This is a genomic window from Methylobacterium sp. J-048, from assembly GCF_022829515.1.
Classification (GTDB): Bacteria; Pseudomonadota; Alphaproteobacteria; order Rhizobiales; family Beijerinckiaceae; genus Methylobacterium.
In genome coordinates this window covers 1-23,507 of sequence record NZ_JAKSYL010000050.1, presented here as the reverse complement: position 1 = coordinate 23,507, position 23,507 = coordinate 1, and the positions used below count along the sequence as shown (strand labels likewise).

Annotated in this window: 21 protein-coding genes, 1 tRNA gene and 1 pseudogene; 14 read left to right on the top strand and 9 right to left on the bottom strand. The window is 69.5% G+C overall.

Annotated elements, in window-relative coordinates; all coding sequences use genetic code 11:
* Positions 1-5 precede the first annotated feature (5 nt).
* Positions 6-1,253 carry a NupC/NupG family nucleoside CNT transporter gene (locus MKL09_RS02215; protein WP_244017600.1) on the bottom strand — a complete coding sequence of 416 codons (1,248 nt, stop codon included), beginning with the start codon at positions 1,251-1,253 and terminating at the stop codon, positions 6-8.
* A 58-nt stretch (positions 1,254-1,311) separates the two neighbouring features.
* A complete protein-coding gene (locus MKL09_RS02210; RefSeq protein ID WP_244017544.1) occupies positions 1,312-1,953 on the bottom strand; it encodes a TetR/AcrR family transcriptional regulator in 642 nt (213 codons plus the stop codon).
* Between the two features lie 102 nt (positions 1,954-2,055).
* Here MKL09_RS02210 and MKL09_RS02205 point away from each other — a divergent pair, with 102 nt between their 5' ends.
* From MKL09_RS02205 to MKL09_RS02195, 3 genes are read left to right on the top strand one after another with little or no spacing between them, the layout of a single operon-like run.
* Complete coding sequence (locus MKL09_RS02205) at positions 2,056-2,907, top strand: SDR family NAD(P)-dependent oxidoreductase (RefSeq protein ID WP_244017542.1); 852 nt, start codon at positions 2,056-2,058, stop codon at positions 2,905-2,907.
* A gap of 1 nt (position 2,908) precedes the next feature.
* A complete protein-coding gene (locus MKL09_RS02200; RefSeq protein WP_244017540.1) occupies positions 2,909-3,814 on the top strand; it encodes an alpha/beta hydrolase in 906 nt (301 codons plus the stop codon).
* A complete protein-coding gene (locus MKL09_RS02195; protein ID WP_244017538.1) occupies positions 3,811-5,286 on the top strand; it encodes a flavin-containing monooxygenase in 1,476 nt (491 codons plus the stop codon). The genes MKL09_RS02200 and MKL09_RS02195 overlap by 4 nt, the downstream gene beginning before the upstream one ends.
* Before the next feature lie 13 nt (positions 5,287-5,299).
* On the opposite strand, the gene MKL09_RS02190 is transcribed toward MKL09_RS02195, so the two are convergent.
* Positions 5,300-7,330, bottom strand: coding sequence for a putative bifunctional diguanylate cyclase/phosphodiesterase (locus tag MKL09_RS02190; RefSeq protein WP_244017536.1), 2,031 nt, complete (start codon positions 7,328-7,330; stop codon positions 5,300-5,302).
* Between the two features lie 180 nt (positions 7,331-7,510).
* Between MKL09_RS02190 and MKL09_RS02185 the strand changes: the two genes are divergently transcribed.
* Complete coding sequence (locus MKL09_RS02185; RefSeq protein WP_244017534.1) at positions 7,511-8,578, top strand: spore photoproduct lyase family protein; 1,068 nt, start codon at positions 7,511-7,513, stop codon at positions 8,576-8,578.
* A gap of 51 nt (positions 8,579-8,629) precedes the next feature.
* Positions 8,630-9,088: a nucleoside deaminase gene (locus tag MKL09_RS02180; protein ID WP_244017532.1), complete on the top strand. Its 459-nt coding sequence runs from the start codon at positions 8,630-8,632 to the stop codon at positions 9,086-9,088.
* Between the two features lie 28 nt (positions 9,089-9,116).
* Here the strand turns inward: MKL09_RS02180 and MKL09_RS02175 are convergent, their stop codons facing one another.
* Positions 9,117-9,428 (bottom strand): ETC complex I subunit, encoded by a 312-nt coding sequence (locus MKL09_RS02175; protein WP_244017530.1) that lies wholly within the window; start codon positions 9,426-9,428, stop codon positions 9,117-9,119.
* A 26-nt stretch (positions 9,429-9,454) separates the two neighbouring features.
* Positions 9,455-9,531 (bottom strand) — tRNA-Pro (locus MKL09_RS02170).
* 535 nt (positions 9,532-10,066) lie between these two features.
* Between MKL09_RS02170 and trpS the strand changes: the two genes are divergently transcribed.
* The 5 genes from trpS to MKL09_RS02145 all read left to right on the top strand — a co-directional run bounded on the left by trpS (position 10,067) and on the right by MKL09_RS02145 (position 14,591).
* Entirely contained in the window at positions 10,067-11,086 is a 1,020-nt protein-coding gene (gene trpS / locus MKL09_RS02165; RefSeq protein ID WP_244017528.1) for a tryptophan--tRNA ligase, read from the top strand.
* A 200-nt stretch (positions 11,087-11,286) separates the two neighbouring features.
* Positions 11,287-12,219, top strand: coding sequence for an SMP-30/gluconolactonase/LRE family protein (locus tag MKL09_RS02160; RefSeq protein WP_244017598.1), 933 nt, complete (start codon positions 11,287-11,289; stop codon positions 12,217-12,219).
* A 191-nt stretch (positions 12,220-12,410) separates the two neighbouring features.
* Entirely contained in the window at positions 12,411-13,118 is a 708-nt protein-coding gene (locus tag MKL09_RS02155; protein ID WP_244017525.1) for a glutathione S-transferase N-terminal domain-containing protein, read from the top strand.
* 7 nt (positions 13,119-13,125) lie between these two features.
* Entirely contained in the window at positions 13,126-13,701 is a 576-nt protein-coding gene (locus tag MKL09_RS02150; RefSeq protein ID WP_244017523.1) for an NUDIX domain-containing protein, read from the top strand.
* Positions 13,698-14,591, top strand: a complete 894-nt coding sequence (locus MKL09_RS02145) for an inositol monophosphatase family protein (protein ID WP_244017521.1) — start codon at positions 13,698-13,700, stop codon at positions 14,589-14,591. The genes MKL09_RS02150 and MKL09_RS02145 overlap by 4 nt, the downstream gene beginning before the upstream one ends.
* A gap of 133 nt (positions 14,592-14,724) precedes the next feature.
* Here the strand turns inward: MKL09_RS02145 and MKL09_RS02140 are convergent, their stop codons facing one another.
* A complete protein-coding gene (locus MKL09_RS02140; protein WP_244017519.1) occupies positions 14,725-15,054 on the bottom strand; it encodes an ArsR/SmtB family transcription factor in 330 nt (109 codons plus the stop codon).
* Positions 15,055-15,105: 51 nt separating this feature from the next.
* Here MKL09_RS02140 and MKL09_RS02135 point away from each other — a divergent pair, with 51 nt between their 5' ends.
* Positions 15,106-16,254 (top strand): MFS transporter, encoded by a 1,149-nt coding sequence (locus MKL09_RS02135; RefSeq protein ID WP_244017517.1) that lies wholly within the window; start codon positions 15,106-15,108, stop codon positions 16,252-16,254.
* Positions 16,255-16,332: 78 nt separating this feature from the next.
* Here MKL09_RS02135 and clpB read toward each other — a convergent pair whose 3' ends face one another.
* Positions 16,333-18,969, bottom strand: a complete 2,637-nt coding sequence (clpB, locus tag MKL09_RS02130; protein WP_244017516.1) for an ATP-dependent chaperone ClpB — start codon at positions 18,967-18,969, stop codon at positions 16,333-16,335.
* A 194-nt stretch (positions 18,970-19,163) separates the two neighbouring features.
* Here clpB and MKL09_RS02125 point away from each other — a divergent pair, with 194 nt between their 5' ends.
* Positions 19,164-19,940, top strand: coding sequence for an MOSC domain-containing protein (locus MKL09_RS02125; protein ID WP_244017514.1), 777 nt, complete (start codon positions 19,164-19,166; stop codon positions 19,938-19,940).
* Positions 19,941-19,949: 9 nt separating this feature from the next.
* Here the strand turns inward: MKL09_RS02125 and MKL09_RS02120 are convergent, their stop codons facing one another.
* Together MKL09_RS02120 and MKL09_RS02115 are read right to left on the bottom strand one after the other, a co-directional pair.
* Positions 19,950-20,558, bottom strand: coding sequence for a c-type cytochrome (locus MKL09_RS02120; protein ID WP_244017512.1), 609 nt, complete (start codon positions 20,556-20,558; stop codon positions 19,950-19,952).
* Positions 20,558-21,832, bottom strand: a complete 1,275-nt coding sequence (locus MKL09_RS02115; RefSeq protein ID WP_244017510.1) for a PQQ-dependent sugar dehydrogenase — start codon at positions 21,830-21,832, stop codon at positions 20,558-20,560. The genes MKL09_RS02120 and MKL09_RS02115 overlap by 1 nt, the downstream gene beginning before the upstream one ends.
* 342 nt (positions 21,833-22,174) lie before the next feature.
* Here MKL09_RS02115 and MKL09_RS02110 point away from each other — a divergent pair, with 342 nt between their 5' ends.
* Together MKL09_RS02110 and MKL09_RS02105 are read left to right on the top strand one after the other, a co-directional pair.
* Positions 22,175-22,828, top strand: coding sequence for a protein-L-isoaspartate O-methyltransferase family protein (locus MKL09_RS02110; RefSeq protein ID WP_244017508.1), 654 nt, complete (start codon positions 22,175-22,177; stop codon positions 22,826-22,828).
* Positions 22,829-23,183: 355 nt separating this feature from the next.
* Positions 23,184-23,507, top strand: a pseudogene (locus MKL09_RS02105) (glycoside hydrolase family 16 protein); the annotation flags it as partial.

Genomic DNA, 23,507 nt, shown 5'->3' with positions numbered 1-23,507 from the left:
TGGCCTTACCCCACGAACATCCCGGCAATCGCCGCGCTGGTGAGGTTCGCCAGCGTCCCGGCCAGGATCGCCCGGAGCCCGTAGCGGGCGACCTCGGCGCGGCGCTCGGGGACCAGGCTGGAGAAGCTGGCGAGCTGGATCGCGATCGAGGCGAAGTTGGCGAAGCCGCACAGGGCGAAGCAGACGATCGCCTGGGAGCGTGGGTCGAGGGCGCCGCCCTTCAGGATCGGCGACAGGTTGGCGTAGGCGAGGAACTCGTTGAACGCGATCTTCTGGCCGATCGCGCCGCCGACCAGGGTGGCGCTCTCCCAAGGCACCCCCAGCAGCCAGGCCAGGGGGGCCAGCGCCCAGCCGAGCACGCCCTCGATCGAGGCGGCCGGATAGCCGGCGAGCCCCCCGAGATAGCCGACGATGCCGTTCGCCAGGGCGATCAATCCGACGAAGGCGATCAGCATGGCGCCGACCGAGACAGCGACGGCGAGGCCCTTCTGGGTGCCGTCGGCCGCCGCCTCGATGATGTTGGCCGCCCGGGTCTCGCCGAACTCCACGCGCGTGGTGGCGATCCGGGTCGGCTCGGTGGAGGGCATCAGGATCTTGGCGTAGAGCAGCCCCCCGGGGATCGCCATCACGGAGGCCGCGAGCAAGTAGGTCATCGGCACGCCGAGCGCCGCATAGCCCGCCAGGATCGACCCAGCGGTCGAGGAGGCGCCGCTGGCCATCACGGCGAACAGCTCGGCCCCGGTGAGCAGCGGCAGGAACGGGCGCAACGCCACCGCGATCTCGCTCTGGCCGATGGCGATGGTGATCACCGCCGAGAACGATTCGATCGGCGAGGTGCCGAGGATCCGCCGCAGCACCGCGCCGAGGCCCCGGGCGAGCGCCTGCATCACGCCGAAATGGTACAGCACCCCGATCAGCGCCGAGACGTACAGGATCTGCGGCAGAACCCGCAGGGCCAGGATGAAGCCGGAGCCGCCGAACAGCTCGAACATCTTCGGCTCGACCAGGCCGCCGAACAGGAACGCCGTGCCGCGGTCGCCGTAGGAGAGCCCCGTCACCACGACGTCGGCGGCGACCTTCAGTGCCGTCTGGCCGGCCGGCAGGAACAGGACCAGGGCGCCGAGCCCGATCTGCAGCGCCAGGGCGGTGAGCACGACCCGGGGGCGGATCGCCCGGCGGTTGGTGGAGAACAGGGCGGCGATCGCCAGCAGCAGCAGGATCGAAAGGCCGGCATGGGTCAGTCGGTCGAGCATCGTGTCCTTGGGCTTCGGGTTTGGGGTCAGCGGATGGAAGGTTCGGGCCAACCGCTTGTCAGCGCGTGCCATCCACCACGAGGTAGGGGGCGAACAGGTCGCGCACCTGCGCAAAACCCCAGTCGAGATCGGCCTGGGTCAGCTCGGTGTTGCCCTGGAGCCGGTGGCTCATCCAGTGGCTCGACACGATCCAGGCGTTGTCGATGAGCCGCCCCAGGGCGTCGGGCTCGATCCGCAGCCGCCCGGCCCGCACCGCCGCCTCGAACACGCCGCGGGCCAGCGCCTGCGTCCGCACCCGCAGGGCATGGACCCGCGGGCGCAAAGCCGAGGCGATCTCCACCATGGCGATGCCGTCGCGGTAGATGCAGCGATAGCGCCAGATCAGGTCGAACCAGCCCCGCTGATAGTCGAGCAGCGCCTCCGGGGCGGCGGGATCCGCCGGCATGCGCCCGGCCACCGCCTCCGCCTCGACCTCGAAGGCGGCAAACAGCGCCTCCACCAAGCCGCTCTTGCGCGGGAAATGGTACTGGAGATTGCCTTCGCGGATCCCGGATGCCGCGGCGATCTCCGCCGTGGTCACCCGGCCGAGGCCGCGGGCATTGAACAGCGCGAGGCTTTGCGCGAGGATTTTTTCGCGCGTCCCCGTCGCCCGCGCCGGCGCGGCGGCCCCCGGCCCCCTGCGGCTGTCGCCTTCCTGCATGATATCCAGATCCGATCTAGGGTATTCACCCTAGACAATCCGCGCCGCCAGGGCTATCCCCACGGGGTCGTCGGGCATGCCCGGCGGAACGGGAGGCATGGCTTGGCCCAGAAACTCCAACTCGCGGGCGCTGTGGTGCTCATCACCGGCGCGGCGAGCGGCATCGGCGCCGCCCTGGCGCTGGGATTGGCGGCCAGGGGCTGCCGCCTCCTGCTGGTGGACCGCGACGCGGCGGGCCTCGAGGCCGTCGCCGGCAAGGCCCGCGCGGCCGGCGCCGCGGTGGAGACCCAGGCTATCGACCTCGCCGACGCGGAGGCGATCCAGACGCTCCCAGATTGGGTTGAGGGCCGGTTCGGCCACCTCGACGTGCTTATCAACAATGCCGGCGTGGCGCTCGGCGGCCGGTTCGACGAGACGCATCTCGAAGACTTCGAGTGGCTGATGGACATCAACCTGCGCGCCGTCGTGCGGATGTGCCACGCCTTCCTGCCGATGCTGCGCGCCCGGCCGGCCGCCCAGATCGTCAACCTGTCGAGCTTGTTCGGGCTGATCGCGCCGCCCGGCCAAGTCGCCTACGCCACCAGCAAGTTCGCGGTGCGCGGCTTCACCGAGGCCCTGCGGCACGAATATGCCGGCACCGGGCTCGGGGTGACGGTGGTCCATCCGGGCGGCGTCGCCACCGCCATCGCCCGCAGCGCCCGGGGCACACGTCCACCCACCGACCCGGAGGCCGCCGAGCGCGCCCGGGTCGAGGACGAGAAGGCCCGCGAGGCGTTCGGCAAGCTGCTGACGCTCTCGCCCGAGGACGCCGCAGCCGCGATCGTCCAGGGACTCGAGCGCCGCCTGCCCCGTATCCTGATCGGCAAAGACGCGAAGAGCGCGGCCCTGATCCAGCGTCTGATGCCGGCCGGCTACTGGAAGACGATCATGCGCCTGTCCGGCGGGAAGGTCTGAGATGGCGAGCCTGCGTGCGTATCTCGGCACCTGGATGGTCCGAAACAAAGTCCGCGGCCCCCTGGCGAAAGCCCGGGACGCGGCTGCGTTCCGCCGGATCTTCGAGGCGCCGGCCTTCCCCGACCCCAAGGGCGTCACCTACGAGCCCGGCACGCTCGGCGGCGTGCGGGGGGAATGGGTCCGGCCGAAATCCGGCCCGGGGCTGCGGATGCTCTACATCCATGGCGGCGGCTTCATCGCCTGCTCGCCGCGCACCCACCGGCCCGTCACCGGCGCGCTGGCCAACCGCGGCTTCACGCTGTTCGTCCCCGACTATCGCCTCGCCCCCGAGCACCCGTTCCCGGCGGCCGTCGAGGACGTGTTGGCGGTCTGGCAGGCGTTCAGCGCCGAGGGACCGGCCTGTGTCGCCGGCGAATCGGCGGGCGCCAACATGGCCCTGGTTCTGATTGGCGAGGCGCGGGCGCGCGGCCTGCCGATGCCCTGGGCCGCCGCCCTGTTCTCGCCGGCCACCGACTTCGTCTCCGAGGACGGCTCCCGGCGCACCAATGCCTGGCGCGACGCCATGTTCGACCCCGGGGCGCTCGCGGTGATCCGCACGATGTATCTCGGCAAGGCCGACCCGGCCGATCCGCGGATCTCGCCGATCAACGCCGACCCGACCGGCTACCCGCCCCTGCTGTTCCATGTCGGCGAGCGCGAGGTTTTGCGCGACGATTCCATCCGCATGGCCGAGAAGGCCCGGGCGGCCGGGGTCGTGACCGAGCTGAAAGTCTTCCCGGTGGTTTCGCATGCCTGGCAGTTCGCCGCCCATATGCTGCCGGAGGCGCGGACCTCCCTCGACGAGGCCGCCAACTTTCTGAAAGCCCATGCCCCTCAAAACGATGCGCCGGGGAGGTCTTCGCGATGACAGTGCAAGCAACCGCCCCCGAGATCCTGGAAGTCCTGATCGTCGGTGCCGGCTTCTCCGGCCTCGCCATGGCGATCCGTTGCCGGCAGGCCGGGATCGGTCCCATGCGGGTGATCGAGAAGGGTGACGACATCGGCGGAACCTGGCGGGAGAACACCTATCCGGGCGCAGCCTGCGACGTGCCCTCGCATCTCTACTCCCTGTCCTTCGCCCCCAAGGCCGACTGGACGCGGATGTACGCCCCGCAGCCGGAGATCCAGGCCTATCTGCGCGAGACCGCCGAGCGCCATGGGCTGACGCCGCTGATCCAGCTCGGCACCGCGTTCTCCGGGGCGACCTGGGACGAGGCTCGCGCCCTCTGGCATGTGGAGACCGATCGTGGGCCGCTGACCGCCCGCTCGATCGTCTCCGCCATGGGCGGCCTGCACCATCCGGCCTATCCTGAGCTACCCGGCCGGGACGCCTTCGCGGGTCCGGCCTTCCACACCGCAGCCTGGGACCATTCCGTCGACCTGACGGGCAAGCGCGTCGGGGTGATCGGCACCGGGGCGAGCGCGATCCAGGTCGTGCCGGAACTCGCCAAACGCGCCGCCCACCTGACCCTGTTCCAGCGCACCCCGCCCTGGATCATGCCCAAGCACGACCACGCCATCGCGGAGACCACCAAGGCGCGCTACCGGCGCCTGCCGCTGCTCCGGCGGATCGAGCGGGCGCGGCTGTTCTGGCTGCACGAGCTGCGCGCGCTGTTCGGCTTCACCAAGGTCTCCAAGCTGACCAAGCAGGCCGAGGGCCTGGCCCGCCACCACCTCGCCAAGGCCGTGAAGGACAAGGACCTGCGGGCGAAGCTGACGCCGAACTACCGCCTCGGCTGCAAGCGCGTGCTCATCTCCGACACGTATTATCCGGCCCTCCAGCGCCCGAACGTGACGCTCGAAACCGGCGACATCGCCCGGATCACCGCGGCCGGGGTGACGACGGCGGACGGGCAGGCACACGACCTCGACGCGATCGTCTACGCCACCGGCTTCGACGTGACAGGCAGCTTCGCCCGAATGAAGCTCGTCGGGCGCGACGGCCTGCGCCTGGCCGACGCCTGGGCCGGCGGCGGGATGGGCGCCTATCAGGGCATTACGGTCGCCGGATTCCCGAACTACTTCATGCTGCTCGGGCCCAATACCGGCCTGGGGCACAACTCGATCATCGCGATGATCGAGGTCCAGGTGCGGCACGTGCTCGATTGCCTGGAGGCGCTGCGCAAGGGCGCCCGGGCGATCGAGGTCCGGCCTGAGGCGCAGGCTCGGTTCCTCGACCGGATCCGGACCCGGCTCGCCGACAGCATCTGGCAGGCCGGCGGCTGCCGCAGCTGGTACCTCGATGCCCAGGGGCGCAACACGACCCTGTGGCCCGACTCGGTGATGGCCTACCGCCGCAGCGCCCGGCGGGCGCGGATGGCGGATTACCGGCTGGGGTGAGGCGGCAGGCCTATCAGGCCGCTTGAGCCTGCCTGGCGGCGAACAAAGTCGCTTCCAGTTTCTGCACCGGCATCGGCCGCCCGAGATGGTAGCCCTGCAGGAACGGGCAGCCCATCGCTTGCAGCATCTGCAGATCTTCCTGCGTCTCCACGCCCTCGGCCACCACCTCCAGCCCGAGCAGGGTCCCGAGGCCGAGCACCGCCAGGACCAGCCCGCGCTTGTCGTCGCAGGTGCTGAGCCCGGTGACGAAGCTCCGGTCGATCTTGATCCGATCGGCCCGGAGCTGGCGCAGGGACGACAGCGACGAGTAGCCGATGCCGAAATCGTCGAGCGCGACCCGGATGCCGGCGCGCGAGAGCGCCTGGAGCTTGCCCTGCACGGCCCCGAGATCGAGGGCGGTCTCCTCGGTGATCTCGATCTCCAGCATCGCGGGCGGCAGGCCCAGCGCCCCGAGACGCTCGATCACGATCTCGTCCACCGGGATCTGCGCCATCTCCCGGGGCGACACGTTCATCGCCACCCGGACGGTGCCGAGCCCCTGGGTGCGCAGGATCTGCATCATCCGGCAGACCCGCTCGAGGATGAAGCGCAGCAGCGACTCGGTCAGCCCCGCCATCGCGGCCGCGGCGATCAGGTCGGGGGGCGCGATCCAGCCGAGGCGCGGGTGGTGCCAGCGCACCAGAGCCTCCAGCCCGACCAGGGTGCGGGCATCCAGCGCGTAGATCGGCTGGAACCACACTTCGAGGGCGCTCTCGACCAGAGCGTGCGAGAGGTCGCGCTCGAGGTCCCGGCGCATCTCCAGGCAATCGCGCAAGCCCGCGTCGAACAGGCGGTAGCGGTTCCGGCCGGCGGCCTTCGAGGCGTAGAGCGCTTCGTCGGCACAGCTCAGCATCTCCATCAGGTTGGGCTCGGGTTCCGCATGGACACCGATGCTGACCCCAAGCCGCGCCTCGTCGAAGCCGTCGAAGGGCTGGGCGACCGCCGCGATCAGGCCGGCGGCCAAGTCGGCATACGGCACGCCGGCGCCGGCAGGATCGTACAACACCGCGAACTCGTCACCGCCGAGCCGGGCGGCAAGGCCGCCGGGCGGCAGGGCAACGCGCAGCCGGCGTGCGACCTCGACCAGCACGCGGTCACCGGTCTGGTGACCGTAGACGTCGTTGACCGACTTGAAGCCGTCCAAGTCGAGGAGCAGCAGACAGGCGGTTCCGGCGCTCAGGCGCGCCTCGGCCTGCTGAATGAAGCCGGCGCGGTTGAGAAGGCCCGTGAGGTCGTCATGGGTCGCGCGCCAGCGCATCTCCTCGACCAGCGCGTTGGCGCTGGCCTGGGCCTCGGCCCGGGAGCGCGCCAACGCGGTGGCGTCGTTCTTCAGCCGGCTCGCCTCGCGGAAGCCCGCCTCGCTCTGGAACGCGGTGCGCGACAGGGCAGCCAGATACAGCAGCACGCAGGCCGCCAGGCAGACGCGGTCGAACCCGCCGGCGATGAACATGCAGAGGGCCACCGACAGCAGCGGCAGGAGGATGAAGCTGCACGGGATCCGGGCATAGGCGGTGCCGTGGGTCACCGCGCCGGCGGTGATGCCGCAGGTGATGGTGAGGTAGAACAGGGTCTGCGGGGAGGTGTAGCCGGCGCAGAGCAGTGGCTGGAACGCCCAGACCAGCCCCGACAGCAAGGCCGCCAGGGTGCTGGCGCGCAGATGCCCCTCCACCGAGCGCGAGGCCTCCGCGGCCATGTCCGGCGGCATCGCGGCCGTGAGTGCGAGGCCCGGGCAGGCCGCCCGGCACAGCCCGATGCGCAGCAGGTTGGCGCCGGTCGAGGCCGCGTACCAGATCATCCCGGCGCGGCCGTTGCCGGCCTGGAACGCCACCAGCACGCTGGCGAGCCCGAGCATCATGTTGACGGGAATCGCCGTGAGGACGCTGCGGCGCACCGCCTCGAGCTGATCCCGGCGGACCAGCCCCGCCGGCCGCCGACCCGAGGCGTCGGGCGCCCCATCGGGGCCCGCCAGCCCGGGGAGCGTTCCCTCCAGGTCGTGAAGCGTCATCGTCCGTCCAATCAGAGACGCGCGATATTCGACCAAAAGTCGTAAGAGAGTGTTGAACGTACAGATCCGTAGTTTCTACTGATCGATCCCGCCGATTGAGACCGCAGGTCGCAAGCCATTCCGGTCCCGCCGTCCCGCGCCATATCCGATCCCGGGCCGCCGCCGGGCCCCGGATCCCCCATGGCCCTGACCAGCGACCTCCTCGACATCCGGACGATCTACCACGAGCCCACGGTCGACGCGTTTCCGATCGGTCGAGACATCCTGGCGCGCTTCCCCGACGCGGCGCGCATCCCCGTGCCGTCGCACTGGAACATCCCGGCGCTCCACGGGAACGCGGGTTCGGTGGAGGATTGGGTGCGGATCAAGCGCTCGACCCTCGTGCTCGGCGTGAAGAAGGGCCTGACCATGCGTCCGAACGGCCGCAGCGCCCATTTCATCGCGCCTTCGACCTCGAACGGCTGCGCCATGGCCTGCGCCTACTGTTACGTGCCGCGCCGCAAGGGCTTCTCGAACCCGATCTCGCTGTTCGTGAACGTCGACCAGGCCTGCGCGGCGATCGCCCGGCACGCGGAGCGCCAGGGCCCCCTGCCAGAGCCCGACACGATCGACCCGGACTACTGGATCTACGATATCGGCGAGAACGGCGACCTCTCGGTGGATGCGGCCGTCAGCAGCGGCGTCCGCACCTTCATCGAGCAGTTCCGCACCCTTCCGAACGCCAAGGCGTCCTTCGCCACCAAGGCGGTCAACCGCGATCTCCTGGCCTACGACCCGCAACGCAAGACGCGGATCCGGTTCTCGCTGATGCCGGCCCGGATCGCCAGGATCGTCGATGTCCGCACGACGCCGATCCCGGAACGGATCGCCGCGATCGACGACTTCGTAGCCGCCGGCTACGAGGTCCACGCCAATTTCTCGCCCGTGATTCTCTACGAGGGCTGGGAGGACGATTGGCGCGCGCTGTTTGCCGAGATCGACGGCACGCTCTCGGACGCCGCCAAGGCCCAGCTCAAGTGCGAGATCATCATGCTGACTCACAATGCGGGCCTGCACGAGGTGAATCTCGGCTGGCACCCGAAGGCGGAAGAGCTGCTGTGGCGGCCGGACATCCAGGAAGCGAAGGTCTCGCAAGGCGGCGGCACCAACCTGCGCTACCGCACCGGCTGGAAGGGGCAGTGGCTCGCCCGGTTCAAAGCCCTGCTGGCCGAGACCATGCCCTATTGCACCGTGCGCTACGCGTTCTGAACCCTCGACCCGACGGCGCGTTGGCGCGGGCATTCCGGGAGCGGCGCAGCGATGTCGGACCACGAGGCCTATCTCCGCGAGGCGGTCGCGCTGGCCGCGGCGAACGTGCGGGCCGGCGGCTCCCCCTACGGCGCGGTGATCGTGCGCGACGGCGCCGTGCTGGTCCGGGCGGCCAACACGGTGCATGCCACCAACGACCCGAGCGCCCATGCCGAGATGGTGGCGCTGCGCGAAGCCAGCCAAGTGCTGGCGCGCCGCGACCTGTCCGATTGCGTGATGTATGCGAGCGGCCGCCCCTGCCCGATGTGCCACGCTGCGATGCGGCTCGCGGGCTTTCGCGAAGGCTACTTCGCGTTCTCGGCCGAGGAGGCGGAGGAGCATGGAGCCGGCAGCGCGACGATCTATGCGGAGCTGTGCCGCCCCCTGGACGAGCAGCCGATGCGTCTCAGCCAGATCCGGCCGGCAGGCGAGGCGCCCTATGCGGCTTGGCGGGCGCGCCGCGGGTCCTGACCGTCCCGCAAGGCGGCGGTCCGACGCCTCAATGCGTCCAGGGCGCCGTGCGGTTGAATTTGAAGTTGTCCGAGTAGGACAGGCCCTTGCGGAACACCGGCTTGGCCGGCTGCTCGACCCGGTAGGCGATGCCCTCGCGCTTGGCGTAGGCCACCGCCTCCTCCTCCGTGTCGAATTCCAGACGCACCTGCTGCATCATGTCGGCCGAGCCGTTCCAGCCCATCAGCGGATCGATCTCGCGCGGGCCGGTCTGGTCGAATTCCAGGATCCACTGCTTGGTGCGGGCCAGGCCCGACTGCGTGGCGTCCCGGGACGGACGGAAGATGCGAGCACTCGGCATCTGAACTCGACAAGCTCCTGATCGAATGGTCGGGGCGATAGGATTCGAACCTACGACCCCCTGGTCCCAAACCAGGTGCGCTACCAGACTGCGCCACACCCCGACTGCCCGTTACGGCACGCAAGCCCTAGCGTTTCGGGGGGTCCGACGCAACGGGGCAGCCGGCCGCGGCCATGCACGAAAGTCGAGATTAATTGCACGCAACCAGAATCCAGTCGAAAAAGCGCTCTCGATCACTTGTCAGACAATTGGTCGGCGATTAAGCTTTTATCAGGACGGCGAGGGCTGATTCTCGCACCGACGAACCGACTGCACGTCCATTGGGGGGCGGTGGAGGCGCAGCTCGGCAACCGGCGGTGGGGGATCTTGGTCCTCGTCGCTCCCGCAATGCGTGATGCTGCTGTTTTATGACGGTTCCAGGCCGCGTCTGGCCGACTGCCTTGTCTACAGGTTTAACGATCGGGACGGTTACAGTTCGGCCATGACGAACCGCCACGCTATCCCGACCCAGTGCTGGTGGCGCGCTCCCTGAGCGCGGCCCGTCATACCCTCATGACCCATGCCGCTGCTTCCGGCGGCTCGGTCACGACACCCTTACCGTCCGATCAGAGGCAGTGGCTCCGACCCGGAGTTTCCACATGCCTGCCAATGAATCGTCCAACCGTCCCGTCATCCTGACCGGTGACCGGCCCACCGGGCCGTTGCACCTCGGCCATTATGTCGGCTCGTTGCGCAACCGAGTCACATTGCAGGCGACCCATTCGCAATACGTGCTGATCGCGGACGCGCAGGCCCTGACCGACAATGCCGCCGACCCCGATCGCATTCGTCGGAACGTCTTGGAAGTCGCGCTCGATTACCTGGCGGTGGGGATCGACCCGTCGCTTTCGACGATCTGCGTCCAGTCGGCGCTGCCGGCCCTGGCTGAACTGACGCTGCTCTACCTCAACTTCGTCACAGTCGCGCGCCTGGAGCGCAACCCGACCATCAAGGACGAGATCCAGGCGCGCGGCTTCGGGCGCGACATCCCGGCGGGCTTCCTATGCTATCCGGCCGCGCAGGCCGCCGACATCACCGCGTTCAAGGCCACGATCATTCCCGTCGGCGAGGATCAGGCGCCGATCATCGAGCAGACCAATGAGCTGGTGCGCCGGCTGAACCGGCAGACGGGGCGGGACCTCCTGCCGGTGGCCGAGGCGCTGATCCCGGCGATCGGGCGTTTGCCGAGCGTGGACGGCAAGGCGAAGATGAGCAAGTCGCAGGGCAACGCTGTGCCGCTTTCAGCAGACGACGTAGAGATCGCGGCGGCCGTGCAGCGGATGTACACCGACCCCGATCATCTGCGGGCCTCAGACCCCGGTCGGGTCGAGGGGAACGTCGTGTTCACCTACCTCGATGCGTTCGATCCGGACCTGCAGGCCGTCGCCGACTTGAAAGCACAGTACCGGCAGGGCGGACTCGGCGACGTCGCCCTTAAGCACCGGCTGACGGGCATCCTACAGGCGCTGCTCGCGCCGATCCGTGAGCGCCGCGCGGAGCTGGCGCGGGATCCGGACTTCGTGCGCGATGTGCTGCGCACAGGCACGGCCAACGGGCGCGCGCTGACGGAGGCGACCAAGCATGAGGTGATGGAGGGGTTGGGGTTGTTCCGCCTTTGAGCCTCGGCCCCGATTTCGGGTCCGCTGGAGTCTCGATCATCGGATGTCGGTCACTGAAAGCCCGACGCCCGGGCGTCGGCTTCTTCCCTTTGCGGACTCGGCTGGTTTCCTGACCCTATGGCGTCTCTTTGGCGATCTTGTATCGCAGGCGCGTCGCGCTCGGATCCGCGAGCCCGCGTGAGGAGATCAGACCCGTGTGGATGCCGAGCGCGCGCTATCCCGATCCGGCCATCGAGATCCTCGATGCCTCGTTCGCGCGTTACCGGGTGTTCGGCGCGGCGGTCGAGCGCCTTGCCACGGGCTTCCGCTGGTGCGAGGGGCCGGTCTGGTTCGGGGACGGGCGCTACCTGCTGTGGAGCGACATCCCCAACAACCAGATTTTGCGCTGGGACGAGGAGACCGGCGCGGTCGGCGCGTTCCGCAAGCCGTCGGGTTTCGCCAACGGCAACACCCGCGACCGGCAGGGGCGGCTTGTCACCTGCGAGCATGGCGGCCGCCGGGTCGTGCGGACCGCGTATGATGGGGCGATCACGGTGCTGGCGGAGTCGTTCGACGGGAAGCGGCTCAATTCGCCCAACGATGTCGTCACGGCGAGCGACGGCTCGGTCTGGTTCACGGATCCGATCTTCGGCATCGCCGGGTACTACGAGGGCGAGCGGGCCGAATCCGAGTTGCCGCAGAACGTCTACCGGCTGGACGCCGAGACCGGTGCCCTGGAAGTGGTGGCGCACGACATCGCCGGGCCGAACGGCCTGTGCTTCTCGCCGGATGAATCGAAGCTCTACCTGGTGGAATCCCGCGGCGAGCCGACCCGGCGCATCGTCGCCTTCGACGTGGTCGCCGGGCGGACCCTGCGGGACCGCCGGATCCTGATCGATGCCGGGCCGGGCACGCCGGACGGGATCCGCTGCGATACCGACGGCAACCTCTGGTGCGGCTGGGGCATGGGCGACGACGGGCTGGACGGCGTGATGTTGTTCAACCCGGACGGCCGCCTGATCGGCCGGATCCGGCTGCCCGAGCGCTGCGCCAATCTCTGCTTCGGCGGCCGCCATCGCAACCGCCTGTTCATGGCCGCGAGCCAGTCGCTGTACGCCCTCTACGTGGACATCCAGGGCTGTGCCGGCGGGTGAGGCCGCGATGGCGCAGCCGGCCCGGGCCATGCTTGACCGGAGCGCCTCGCAGGCCCACCTCCCCAACGCCGGGGCTCGGGGCCTCCTCGGGATCGTGCATCCACGAGGCGGCGCGCGAGCTTTGTTTTGGCATCATCTTTTCGAATGCCGGCACCACCGTCCGGGATGATGCGCCAGCGGGACACAATACGATGATCGATCTATATTATTGGCCGACGCCGAACGGCCACAAGATCACGATGTTCCTCGAAGAGGCCGGCGTTCCGTATCGGATCAAGCCGATCAACATCGGTAAAGGCGAACAATTCAACCCGGACTTCCTAAAGATCGCCCCGAACAATCGCATGCCGGCGATCGTTGACGACGAGCCGGCCGATGGCGGCGCGCCGGTGTCTCTGTTCGAATCGGGCGCGATCCTGTTGTATCTCGCCGAGAAGACCGGGCGCTTCATCGCAGGTGATCTGCGCGGCCGGGCCGAGGTTCTGCAATGGCTGTTCTGGCAGATGGGTGGACTCGGGCCGATGCTCGGGCAGAACCATCATTTCTCCCAATATGCGCCCGAGAAGATCGATTACGCGATCAAGCGCTACGTCAACGAGACCAACCGGCTCTACGGCGTGCTCGACCGGCGCCTCGCCGACCGCGCGTTCGTCGCGGGCCCGGACTACTCGATCGCCGACATGGCCAGCTACCCGTGGATCGTGCCGTGGGAGAAGCAGGGCCAGAACCTCGACGAGCACCCCAACCTCAAGCGCTGGTTCACGGCCATCGCGGAGCGGCCGGCCACCAAGGCGGCCTATGCCCGCGCGCCCGAGGTCAATCCCGACCACGGCAAGACCATGAGCGAGGACGCCAAGAAGGTCATGTTCGGCCAGACCGCCGCGACCACCCAGCGCTGATCCATCCATGACCGGCACGCAGACCGCCCTCCCCCTGCGGGTGATCCACAGGGGCTGGAACACCTTCGGCATCGCCACGCTGACCCAGCCCGACGGCAGCACGGTGCCGCGGGCCCTGGAAGACCACGGCGAGGCGGCCTGCGTGCTGCCCTACGATCCGGAGCGGCGGGTCGCCCTGCTGGTCCGGCAGAACCGGGTTGGCCCCGCCTTCTGGGGCGAGCCCGCTTCCCTCGACGAGGCGCCCGCGGGCGGCCTCGACGGCGGCGAGCCGGAAGAGACCGCGATCCGCGAGGCGATGGAGGAGGCGGGCCTGCAGCTTGATCGGCTCGAGCCCGTGACCCACGCCTACAGCATGCCGAGCGTCTCCTCCGAACGGTTGTGGCTCTACCTCGCCCCCTATACGGCAACCGACCGGGTCGGCCCCGGCGGCGGCCTGCCCGGCGAGGGCGAACAGGTCGAGGTGCTGGAACTGCCCCTGGCCGCCCTGGCGGAGCAGGTGCGCTCGGGCCGCCTGGCCGACCTGAAGACCCTGGTTCTCGTCCAAGCGCTGATGCTGCGCCGTCCGGAGCTGTTCGCCGCATGATCCAGCCCGACGCCCCGATCGACGCCGTCCTGGCCGAGATGCTCGCTTTCGCCGAGGACGCGGCGCCGCTGGCGCTCGCGATGCGGGCGGCTGGGCTCGCCATGACCAACAAGGGCCCCGACCTCGGCCAGGCGCTCACCGAGGCCGACCTCGCCGTCAGTCGTCTGCTGCACGCCCGCTTCGGCCCCGACCTGATCGAGGAGGAGACGGCCGACGACCTGGGGCACGCAACCGCCAAGACCCTGCTGGCCCGGGATGCGTGGACCTTCGTGGGCGACCCGATCGACGGCACGCGGCCCTTCGCGGGCGGCCTGTCGGGCTGGGGCGTGATGGTGGCGGCCTGTCGCGCCGGCTGGCCCCGCGCCGGCGTGATGAACCTGCCGGCCTGGAACGAGGACCGGTCCGGGCCCGCCCGCATCGAAGCGCCGGAGGCGGCCCGCGGCATCCTGTTTGCAGCCCATGAGGGCCGGGCCTTCTGGGCGCCGACCCGGGGCGGACGCCGGACGGAGGCGTTGCGCGCGTTGAAACCGTCCACAAGCCGCACCGGCCATGTCGGCTGGCTGGCGGTCACCGCGCAGCGCTACACCGTGGATTTCGGGCGCGGCTGGTTCCCCTGGAGCGAGGGCGGCACGATCTCGGACGCCGCGCTCCTGGCCACGGGCCGGCTCGACGCGACGCTGAGCAACAACAAGCTCTGGGACCTGGCGCCGATCCTGCCCCTGTTCGAGGCCCTGGGCTTTCGCCTCTACCACTGGCCGGACCTCGCCTCCCCGCCGGCGGCCTTCATCGACCTGTTCGACGCCGAGTTGTCCGCCCACGACGACCTCTGGCTGGTCTGTCGGGACCGGGAGCAGGCGGCCGATCTGGCTTCAGCGATCCGCAAGGCCTAGCGGCCTGATCCACGCTTAAAACTCTAGGTTTCAAAAGGTCTTCGACCTTTTGCGGGTGCAGGGCAGAGCCCTGCAACATCAGGGCGCTGCCCCGATAACCCGCCGAAGGGCATGCCCTTCGGAAACCCAATCCTTACGGTGCTGACGACTCGGCACCGCCATGGGTCAGGATCGCGTCGAGAAGGCCGGGGAAGCGCGCGTCGATATCCTCCCGGCGCAGTGAGATCAGGCAGCGCATCCCCTCGGGCCGGGTGCGGGTCACGCCGGCCTCCCGCAGGATTTTGAGATGGTGCGTCATGGTCGAGCGCGGCACGCTCTCGGCCAGGAGATCGCCCGATGCGCATTCACCGGTCCTCATCAGCTCCGACACCACGGTGAGGCGGGTCGGATCGCTAAGCGCGAACAGGATGCGGTGCAGCGTCAGGTCGGCGACGTCCGGGTGGAAGAACTTGCGGGGGCTCATGGTGCCGTTTATGTACGATTTTCGTCGTACATCGTAAAGAGGCGGCGAGACATGAAACGAATCGCGGTTCTGGCGCTCGGGATGTTCGCCCTGGGCTTGGATGCGTATGTGGTCGCGGGGCTGCTGCCGGGGATCGGCGCCGCGTTCCAGGTCGAGCCCGGCGAGGCCGGCCAGGCGGTCACGGTCTTCACCCTAGCTTACGCGCTGGCCGCCCCGGTCTGCGCCACCCTGCTGGCCGGAAAACCGGTGCGGCGGGTCCTCGGTCTGGCGCTGGCGGTCTTCACCCTGGCAAACGCGCTGAGCGCGCTCGCGACCGGGTTGGGGGAGCTGCTCCTGGCCCGGGCGCTGGCCGGGCTCGCGGCCGGCCTGTACGCGCCGGTGGCGATCGCGTCGGCCGCGACCTTGGTAGAGCCGAGCCGGAAGGGACGCGCCCTGGCGCTGACGCTCGGCGGCATGAGCACCGGGACGGTGATCGGCGTGCCGGCCGGGTTGTGGATCGCCGAACGGTTCGGCTGGCAGGGCGCCCTGTGGATGGTGACACTCCTGGGCGCCGTCGCCACGGTCGCGATCCTGGCACGCCTGCCCGACATCGAGGCCGCGGAGCCGCCCTCCTGGCGGGCCCGGGCCGCCCTGCTGACCGACGCGTCGGTGGGCGCGACCGTGGCGGTCACCTTCCTCACCGCCATCGCCAGCCTCGGACTCTACACCTACCTTGCGCCGCTCCTCGACCGGGCCGGGCTGGGCAACGCGGCGGCCTCGTATTTCTGGGCCTGGGGCATCGGCGGGATGGTGGGCAGTTTTTCCGTCGGCCCGCTGATCGACCGGACGCGCGATCCGCGCCGGGTGATGGCCGTGATCCTGGCCGCGCTGACGCTGGCGCTCGCATTGCTGCCCGGCCTGCTCGGCGCCTCGGTTCTCGGCTACCTGCCGATGCTGATCTGGGGCGCGATGGGCTGGGCGTCACAGGCGCCGCAGCAGCATGCCCTACTCCACCACCGGCCCGAACACGGCAGCGTCGCCGTCGCGCTGAACAGCTCGGCGAACTATCTCGGTGGCGCGGCCGGCGCAGCGCTCGGCGGCGGCGTGGTCACGCTGGCGGGCGTCTCCGCCCTGCCGATGACCGCCGCCGCCGTGACGGCTGCGGGCCTCGCGCTGCAGCTGGCGATCCTGGCACGGGTTCGGCGTGTTGCAGCGAGCTGATGGTCCGAGGCACACAGCAGATACAAAAAGGGCGGCGCGCCCTCGTCCGGCGCGCCGCCCCACTCGAAACCGAGACGCTCAGTTCAGGGCCACATGGGCCGGCCGGCGCTCGGCGCCGACCGTGACGTCGCCGATCATCAGGCCCATCGGGCCCAGCCGAACCGGCACCGTCTCGCCGTCGTGGATCTTGCCCGAGAGCACCAGCTCGGCCAGGGGATCCTGCACGTTCTTCTGGATCACCCGCTTGAGCGGCCGCGCCCCGTAGGCCGGGTCGTAGCCCTTGTCGGCGAGCCAGATCTTGGCCTCCTCGTCGAGGTCGAGGGTGATCTTGCGATCCTCCAGGAGCTTCGCCAGGCGGCCGAGCTGGATCTCGACGATCGCCCCCATCTCCGACCGCGCCAGGCGGTGGAACAGGATGATCTCGTCGACCCGGTTCAGGAATTCAGGCCGGAAGTGGCTCCGCACCACGCTCATCACCTCGTCGCGGACCGCATCGGTGTCCTCGCCCGCGGGCTGGTTCACCAGATACTCGGCACCGAGGTTCGAGGTCATGATCAGCAGCGTGTTGCGGAAATCGACCGTCCGCCCCTGCCCGTCCGTGAGCCGGCCGTCATCGAGCACCTGCAGCAGGACGTTGAACACGTCCGGATGCGCCTTCTCGACCTCGTCGAACAGCACGACCTGGTAGGGCCGGCGCCGCACGGCTTCCGTGAGCGCGCCGCCCTCCTCGTAGCCGACATAGCCCGGAGGCGCGCCGATCAGCCGGGCGACCGCGTGCTTCTCCATGTACTCGGACATGTCGATGCGCACGAGCGCCGTGTCGTCGTCGAACAGAAAGCCGGCGAGCGCCTTGGTCAGCTCGGTCTTGCCGACGCCCGTGGGCCCGAGGAACATGAACGAGCCGATCGGCCGGTTCGGGTCCTGCAGCCCGGCCCGGGCGCGCCGGACCGCGGTCGAGACCGCCTCCACCGCCTCGCGCTGGCCTACGACGCGCTTGGCGAGCGCATCCTCCATGGCGAGCAGCTTCTCGCGCTCGCCCTCCAGCATCTTGTCCACCGGCACGCCGGTCCAGCGGGAGACCACGCCGGCGATATGGGCGGGCGTGACTGCCTCCTCCATCATCCCGTCGCGGCCGTTCTCCGCGTTGCCGTCCGACTTGGCCTCAATCTCGGCGAGCTGCTTCTCCAGGCCCGGGATCACCCCGTAGGCGAGTTCGCCCGCGCGCTGGTACTGGCCCTGGCGCTGCGCCGCGGCCAACTCGTTGCGCGCCTCGTCGAGCTTCTTCTTGAGGCCGGCTGCCGTGCCGAGCTTGTCCTTCTCGGCCTTCCACCGGGCGGTGATCGACGCGGAGCGCTCCTCCAGGTCGGCCAGTTCCTTCTCAAGCCGGACCAGCCGGTCGCGGGAGGCGGAATCGGTCTCCTTCTTGAGCGCCTCGGCCTCGATCTTCAGCCGCACGATCTCGCGATCGACCGAATCGAGCTCCTCCGGCTTCGAATCGACCTGCATGCGCAGGCGCGAGCCGGCCTCGTCCATGAGGTCGATCGCCTTGTCGGGCAGGAACCGGTCGGTGATGTAGCGGTTCGACAGCGTCGCCGCCGCCACCAGGGCCGAATCCTGGATGCGCACGCCGTGATGCTGCTCGTACTTCTCCTTGAGGCCGCGCAGGATCGAGACAGTGTCCTCCACGGTCGGCTCCGACACGAAGACCGGCTGGAACCGGCGGGCGAGCGCGGCGTCTTTCTCGACGTGCTTGCGGTACTCGTCCAGCGTGGTGGCGCCGACGCAGTGCAGCTCGCCACGGGCGAGCGCGGGCTTCAGGAGGTTCGAGGCGTCCATCGCCCCGTCCGCCTTCCCGGCGCCGACCAGCGTGTGCATCTCGTCGATGAACAGGATGATGCCGCCCTCGGCCGCGGTCACCTCGGAGAGCACGCCCTTGAGCCGCTCCTCGAACTCGCCGCGATACTTCGCGCCGGCGATCAGCGCGCCCATGTCGAGGGCGAGCAAGCTCTTGTCCTTGAGCGATTCCGGCACGTCGCCGTTGACGATGCGCAGCGCCAGACCCTCGACGATCGCGGTCTTGCCGACGCCGGGCTCGCCGATGAGGACGGGGTTGTTCTTGGTGCGCCGGGACAGGACCTGGATGGTCCGCCGGATCTCCTCGTCGCGGCCGATCACCGGGTCGAGCTTGCCGTCCCGGGCGGCCTCGGTGAGGTCGCGGGCGTATTTCTTCAGCGCGTCGTAGGCGTTCTCGGCCGAGGCGTTGTCGGCGGTGCGGCCCTTGCGGAGCGCGTTGATCGCTCCGTTCAGCGACGCGGGCGTCACGCCCGCCGCCTGCAGGGCGCGGCCGGCCTCGGACTCCTTCTCGACCGCCAGGGCGAGGAGCAGGCGCTCCACCGTGACGTAGGAATCGCCGGCCTTCTTCGCCGCCTGCTCGGCGGTGTCGAACAGGCGCATCAGCTCGCGCGTCGCCTGCGGGGCGGACGCGTTGCCGGACACCTTCGGCTGTTTGGCCAGCCACTGCTCGGTCTGCGCTAAAGCGACCCGCGACTGGCCGCCGGCGCGGTCGATCAGACCGGCGCACAGGCCCTCGGGATCGTCGAGCAGCACCTTGAGCAGGTGCCCCGGCTGAAGCTGCGGATGGCCCTCGCGCATCGCGAGGTTCTGAGCCGCCTGGACGAAGCCGCGGGCGCGCTCGGTGTAGAGTTCGAAATTCATGCGTGTCTCACCCTCCCGTGCCGGCATCCGCCGCCCGAGATGGCGCGGCCCTGCCGAAACGTCGCCCCCCGGCACTCTGCCGCGAGGGGCCCCGGCGCCGAAAGCCACCGGTAGACCCGATGTGGTGTTGTATTTGCGCACCACAAGGGGCTCGGGCCTTGCGTGGCACAGCTTTTCCGAGCCACCCTCCGCGCATGCAAGCCGCCCTCGAAATCGGCCTCCTCGGCCTCTATCGCTACCCCGTGAAGGGCCTGAGCCCCGAGCCGCTGGACCGGGCGGAGCTGGAGACCAGCGGGTTCTTCCCGGGGGACCGGCTCTACGCCATCGAGAACGGGCCTTCGGGCTTCAACCCGGTCGCGCCGCGGCACCAGCCCAAGACCAAGTACCTTATGCTGATGCGCGACGAGGCCCTGGCCCGCCTGCGCACCCGCTACGACGATGCCTCCGCCACCCTCACGGTGGAGCATGCCGGGGAATCGCTGGCCTTCCGGCTCGACACCGAAGCCGGCCGGGATGGGCTCGCCGACCTGATGCGGCGCACCCTGCCGGAAAGCCTGCGGGGCGAGCCAAAGGTGCTGGCGGCGCCGCCGCAATACCGGTTCACCGATTCGCCCACCGGCTACGTCTCGCTGATCAACCGGGCGAGCGTGGCCGCGGTGGAAGACTATCTCGGTGCGCCGGTCGATCCGCTGCGCTTCCGCGGCAACCTGCTGGTCGAGGGGCTGGCGCCGTTCGCCGAACTGGATATGGTCGGCCAGGTGATCGAGGCGCCGAGCGGGCTGCGGCTCAAGATCACCAAGCGTACGGTGCGCTGCGCCGCGACCAACGTCGATCCGGTGAGCGGCGTGCGCGACCACGACATCCCCTGGACCCTCGACGCGCGCCTCGGGCACCGCGACCTCGGGGTCTACGCCGAGGTGATCGAAGGCGGGGCGCTCGCGGTGGGCGATACGCTGCGCGTGGTGGGGTAGGCGCGGCCCTCAGAGCCGCGACACGTAGGCTGCCAGATCCTTGATATCGGCGTCGCTCAAATCCTGCGCGACCTCGTTCATCGCCGGGTCGTAGCCGGGCCGGGCGTTCGACTTGTAGGCTGCGAGAGCCTGGGCGAGGTACTCCTCCCGCTGCGCCCGGATCCGGGGAATCGCGTCCCGGCCGGCCAAGTCGGCGCCGTGACAGGAATTGCACTGGTGCTTGGCGACCAGCGCCTGGGCGCGTGCGACCAGGGCCGGGTCCGCCGCAGGCCCCGACCACGCGGGCGGCGGCAGGGTCGCGACCGCATCGGCATAGGCGCGCAGGTCGTCGTCGGAGAAGCCGGCGGCGATGTCGTTCATCGGCGAGGCCTCGCGCTGCTTCTCCCGGAACTGGAACAGCTGCGTCACGACGTAATCCGCCTGCTGTCCGCCGAGCGAGGGCACGCCCTCGGCCTCGGAGGTGCCGCTCCCGTGGCAGGCCACGCACGGCGCCAAGCGCTCCGGCACGGCCGACTGGGGCGCGGCGGACTGGGGCGCGGCCAGAGCCGCACCCGCCAGCAGGGCGCCGAGGGCCGGGGCGAGCCCCCGGATCACCCCGATCCTCGCAAGGCCGCGCATCACTGGCCGTAGCTGACGCGGTAGATCGCGCCGTTGTAATCATCCGAGACGAGCAGCGACCCGTCCTTGGCGACCAGCACGTCCACCGGGCGCCCGGCGTACTTGTTGTCCTGCAAGAAGCCGGTCAGGAACGGCTCCACGGACGCGACCTTGCCGTCCGGGCCGGGCCTTGCCACCACCACGTCGCCGCCGAGCTTGGTCGTGCGGTTCCAGGACCCGTGCCGGGCGATGAAGACCGCGTCCTTGTAGGCTTCCGGGAACTGCGCGCCCGTGTAGAACCGCATGCCGAGCGAGGCCGTGTGCGGCCCGAGCAGGCCCACCGGGGCGGTGAATTCCGCGCAGGAATGGCCCCAGCCGTATTCCGGATCGGTGAACGTGCCCTGATGGCAGAACGGGTAGCCGAAATGCTGCTTGCCAGGCTCGGTCAGCACGTTCAGCTCGTCGTTCGGGATATCCTCCGAGACCCAGTCGCGACCGTTATCGGTGAACCAGAGCTGCTTGGTCTTCGGGTTCCAGTCGAAGCCGACCGTGTTGCGCACGCCGCGGGCGATCACCTCGGCGTTCTTGCCGTCGAGATCGATTCGCCGGATTTGCGCGTGCGTGTCCGGGGGCATCACGATGTTGCCGGGCGCGCCGACCGGCACGTAGAGCTTGTTGTCCGGCCCGATGGCGATGAACTTCCAGCCATGGGCCTCGTCCTTCGGCAGGTCGTCGTAGACGAGGCTCGGCTTCTCGGAGTCGTCGAGGTGCTTGGCGATGTCGTCGTAGCGCCAGATCTTCGACAGCTCGGCCACGTAGAGCGCGCCGTCGTGGAACGCGACGCCGTTCGGCCGGTGCAACCCCGACGCGATGGTCTTGACCTCGCGCTTGCCGTCCGGGCCCGCCTGCGGCAGCACGGCGTAAACCTTGCCGACCGTGCGGGTGCCGACGAACAGGGTCCCGTCGGGCGCCTGGGTCATCGAGCGCGCGTTCGCCAGACCGCTGGCATAGACTTCGACCTTGAAGCCGTCGGGCACCTTGAGCTTGTCGAGCGGCAGCTTGGCCGCGGCGGTCGCCAGGGGCGGGCCAGCCACCGGGGCGAGCTTGGCCGCGTTGCCGCCCTCGGGACGTCCGAAGAGCGCCGAGCCGCGGTCGATCTGCACGCTCGCCGGAGGCGCTGAGCTGGCCTGCGTCTCCTGCGCGCGCACCGCGTCCGGGGCTCCGGTCCCGAAGCCCAGGCAGGCGAGCGCGGCGGCGAGCCCGCGGGTGAGGATCGGCTTGTTGACTGGCGTCATGATGTCTCCCGAGATGGCCGGCGTCTTGGATCGCCCGGTCCGGTCTGCACTCTTTATTCAACGTCAGGCCGCGCAACGCGACCCCTTGGACAACCCAGGCGCGACAGCGGGATGCGGCCGTAACCCACCTTGTGCGCGCCATCGTCGCCGAACGGCCCGAATGTTGAGGTGGCCGGGCCGAGCGTTGCCCTGCAGGGCCGGTTCCCCCGCGAAAACCTTGCGTTTTGGCGAGTGATCTCCGAAAACGCGCGCGTCCGGAACACTTGAGCTTGGCCGGGGATCGTGGCACGCGCCGCGGCCCGGCGGGGGCGGCGTTCCGATCCGGTTCGAGGACACGGTTCGATGATCGATTACGCGCAGGCGCGGCGGATGATGGTCGACTGCCAGTTGCGGACCTTCGACGTGAACGACAACGCGGTGCTCGACGCGTTCGACACGGTGCCCCGCGAGGCCTTCGTGCCCAAGGGCCGCGAGCCGTTCGCCTATATCGATCAGACCCTGCGGCTCGACGGCGCGGGCGGCGAGAGCCGCTGCCTGCCGGCCCCGATGGTGCTCGCCCGGCTGATTCAGGCTCTGAAGATCCGGCCCAGCGCCAAAGCCCTAGATGTCGGCACCGGCACCGGCTACGCCGCCGCCGTGATGGCGGATCTGGGCGCGGACGTGACAGCCCTGGAATCGGTTCCCGACCTCGCCGAGACGGCCCGCGCCAAGCTCGGCACTTCGGCGCGGGTGATCGAGGGGCCGCTGCAGGCGGGCGCCCCCAAGCAGGCGCCCTTCGACGTGATCCTGATTAACGGCCGGGTCGAGGTCCGGCCGCAGGCCCTGTTGGACCAACTCAAGGACGACGGCCGCCTCGCCTGCGTGTTCGGCCCGCACCGCAACGCCAAGGCGACCCTATTCGTGCGCGCCGGCGACGCTTTTGGCGCGCGCCCGCTGTTCGACGCCTCGCTCCCGCTCCTCGATGCCTTCGCGGCCGAAGTCGGTTTCGCGTTCTAAGCTTCCGGGACGGGTCCTGCCCGTCGACGACATCATCCGAGCCGGCCGCCTCACGGTCGGTGTCGGGTTCGCTGCACTCGCGATGTCGGCGCGTCGGCTGGTGTGACCGCCGCCACACGCGCGCGTCGTGTTCCACCAAAATCCGTGACGCCCGGAGCAAGCGACGCAGTGCGGCCCGGGCCCCTGTGTGCTGCGGCGCACAAGGCCTGCGCGTCCGCGACGGCTCGCGAAACCGCGCCGCGCCGTGTCTGGGCCTCGGCAGTTCTCCGCCCTTCCCTCTGGACCAAAACTATATAAATCCTTTAATAAGGCAAAACTTGAGTCATAAAACTCGCTGAAAACGCCGGTGAACCGAATGGGTGCGCGCTTGATGCGGAATAAATGGGTATTCCCAACCGTTGCAGCCTTGGTCGGCCTCGCCACGGTCGCGGGATGTCGGGAGCTGAAGGCGCAGGGCGAGCCGCTGCAGCTCTGTCGGTTCAAGAAGGTCTTCGCCGACGACTTCAACGACTTGAGCGTTTCGAAGTCCAACAACGAGCGGGCGCGGTGGTCAGCGCACACGCCCTGGAACGGTGATTTCGGCGATGCACAATTCATCGACCCGATCGACATCTTCGCCGATCCTGAGAAGAACGCGCCGTTCATCGTCAAAGACGGGATCCTGAAGATCCGGGCACGG